This is a genomic window from Thermodesulfovibrionales bacterium (genome assembly GCA_026417875.1).
Classification (GTDB): Bacteria; Nitrospirota; Thermodesulfovibrionia; order Thermodesulfovibrionales; family CALJEL01; genus CALJEL01.
In genome coordinates, this window is sequence record JAOACK010000094.1 from 1 (window position 1) to 2,689 (window position 2,689).

Here is a 2,689-nt window from a genome sequence, read left to right on the forward strand (position 1 = left end):
AATACATCCTGGGAGATAGGGATTGATCAAAAATTATGGGGAGGGGCAAAGGTCGAAGCTGTCTATGTTGAGAACTACATAGATGACCTTATATACAGAAAGACCGTAACCTCTACCTATCAGGAATTGATAAATGCTGGCAAGGCAGAGAGTAAGGGTGTGGAGTTAGAAGCAGAGCAAAGATTCAATAAATGGCTCAGACTCTTTGCCAACTTTACTTTCACCGATTCAAAGATTAAGGAAAATCCTGTAAAACCTGCAACGGTAGGTAAAAAATTAATAGATATGCCAGAGAAGATGTTTAACATTGGTGGCGATATTGAGAAGGGTCCGTTTACGGCTTCTCTGATAGGAAGATATGTGGGCAAAAGATATGGCAATGACGAAAATAATGATATAGCTAACAAGGTATATACCTCCTATGACCCATATTTTGTTATGGATGCAAAGATTTCATATAAACTTACAAAATTTGCCTCTTTATCCCTTTCAGTGGATAACATCTTCAACAAGGAGTATTTTGCTTACTATAAAGCACCCGGAAGGGCATGGTATAGCGAGCTGACATTAAGGTTTTAGAGATCAAGGAAATTGAGAGGATATTTTTTAAATTAAGGTGAAAAGGCTTTTTGCTGGAATTTTTGTTTATGTTGTTATAGTGGCAGTTTTTTCAGAGGCTGCCACTATAACCTATGTTGACAAAATGGGTAGGTCAGTTGAAATACCTATTCCAGCAAAAAGGGCGATCTTTTTTCAGACTTATGAAATATTGCCTGTTCTTGATATCTGGGATAGGGTTGTAGGTATCGGCACTTTCGCATATGACAACGATTTGATGAAGGCTGTGAAACCTGATATCAAAAAAATTCCCTCTGCTGGAAGCGGCACTGATGTGAACATAGAGACCTGTCCTAAAGCTCAAACCAGATATTATTATTACATGGGCGTGGAAGCCTGAGATAATTAGATATATGGAAGAGAGGGGTCTCAGGGTAGTTGGCATATATCCTGAAAGCCTAAGTGAACTATATGATGTGATGAGGCTGCATGGGAAGGTATTTAATCGTGAGCATAAGATAGAGAAGGCTATATCTGAAATGGAAAAGATATTTTCAATAATCAAACATAAAACCACCTCCATTCCTGCTAATAACAAAAGGAAGGTGTTGTGGATTGGCAGTAAGCAAACATCCGTTGCAGGCAGGATTGGTATTACCAATGATATATTCACTATGATAGGTGGAAGGAATGTGGCAAGCCATATCTTACAGAGAAATGCAGAGGTTTCCATTGAGCAGATTATCGCTTGGAATCCCGATGTAATCTTTATCTGGGGCAATGCTAAGTATGACAGACATGACATACTTAATAACCCTCAGTGGAGGCATATAAAAGCTGTAAGGGAGGGCAGGGTCTTTAAATCTCCCCAATGGTCAACCTGGTCTCCAAGGATTGCACCCATCGCATTATGGATGGCTAAGAAAACATATCCTGAATATTATGCGGATGTTGATTTAGAAAAGATTCTTGAATCATTTTATAGGAAGGTTTATGGTGTTTCCTATTCAAAGGTAAGACAGATTGATAACTGAAATATGAAAAAATTTAAAATTTAGGATTCAGAAAACGCTTTGAACTCTCGAGCTTCCCTATCAAAGGTAGGAGGTACTAAATAGACTTTTAAAAGATAAGGCTTTTCAATAACTAAAAAGTGTTTCTGGGTGTCGTATCTGCAAAAGCGAGAATTTAGAAAATAAGCATTTAACTGAGAATTAGGCAAATATTAAATAAAAAAAATGAAAAAACTATCTGAAAGATTGAGAGTATGAAATTTTCAATATACACTGATTTTCATCATTCCCGCTTGTTGGGAATCTTTTTGATTTGGTTAGAATTAAAAGAAAGATTCTGGACAAGCCAGAATGACAGCCTGTAGGGAGTTAAAAATCAAAACCCTAACTATAATTCGGGGTTTATAAACAACTGTATTTCCTTTTTCATGGAAATGATATATTAGAGGAAATCTGAAAAAAGATGTTTTTGCATCACTAATTTTTAAGGTTTGGCAAGTTTTTAAAGAGTCTCCAAGTTTTTAAGGAGGTCTATGATGAAAATCCTTTCAATTATGTGGGCATCTCACTGTGGGACCCTTGTTAAGGCAACTAAGCCATTGAAAGATATTATAGATGTAAAGGTTTATTCTTCCAGGCATCTTGAGGAGAAGCCAGAGGAAATTGAGTCTGTAATTAAAGAGGCTGAGTCTGCAGATACGATACTTCTTTATCGTTCAACAGAATCAGTCTGGCAAATGGTGGAGAGGAGATTGCAAGAGATTGGGGAAAAAATCCCAATTATCTGCGTAGGACATGACCCTTCCTACTGGAGCCTCTCAACTGTGGGCACAGAGATAGTAGCGAAGGTCTATTCTTATATAACTTATAATGGAGAAGAAAATTTCACAAACATGCTCAGATTTATAGCCCGTGAAGTAGGTGGTATAGATATAGAAGCATCAGAGCCGAAGCTTATCGCATGGGAAGGGTTATATCATCCTGATGCACCACACATTTTTAGCACCATAGATGATTATTTCAAGTGGTATGGTTTCTATAGAGGAGATGAAAAGTCTCTTGGAACTGTTGGTATTTTGTTTTCCCGTTTCTACTGGGTAAATGATCTGTCTCTTATA

4 protein-coding genes are annotated in these 2,689 nt (G+C 37.4%); all 4 read left to right on the forward strand.

The annotated features are described in order from the left end of the window. The coding region (locus N2257_10555; GenBank protein MCX7794824.1) for a TonB-dependent receptor at positions 1-579 on the forward strand (579 nt) is incomplete at its 5' end. Between the two features lie 37 nt (positions 580-616). After that, positions 617-958 (forward strand): hypothetical protein, encoded by a 342-nt coding sequence (locus N2257_10560; protein MCX7794825.1) that lies wholly within the window; start codon positions 617-619, stop codon positions 956-958. A gap of 4 nt (positions 959-962) precedes the next feature. After that, the gene (locus tag N2257_10565) at positions 963-1,592 is read left to right on the forward strand and encodes an ABC transporter substrate-binding protein (protein ID MCX7794826.1); all 630 of its coding nucleotides are present in this window, start codon (positions 963-965) and stop codon (positions 1,590-1,592) included. A 515-nt stretch (positions 1,593-2,107) separates the two neighbouring features. Continuing rightward, positions 2,108-2,689, forward strand: a 582-nt coding sequence (locus tag N2257_10570; GenBank protein MCX7794827.1) for a cobaltochelatase subunit CobN, incomplete at its 3' end; no start/stop codon positions are given.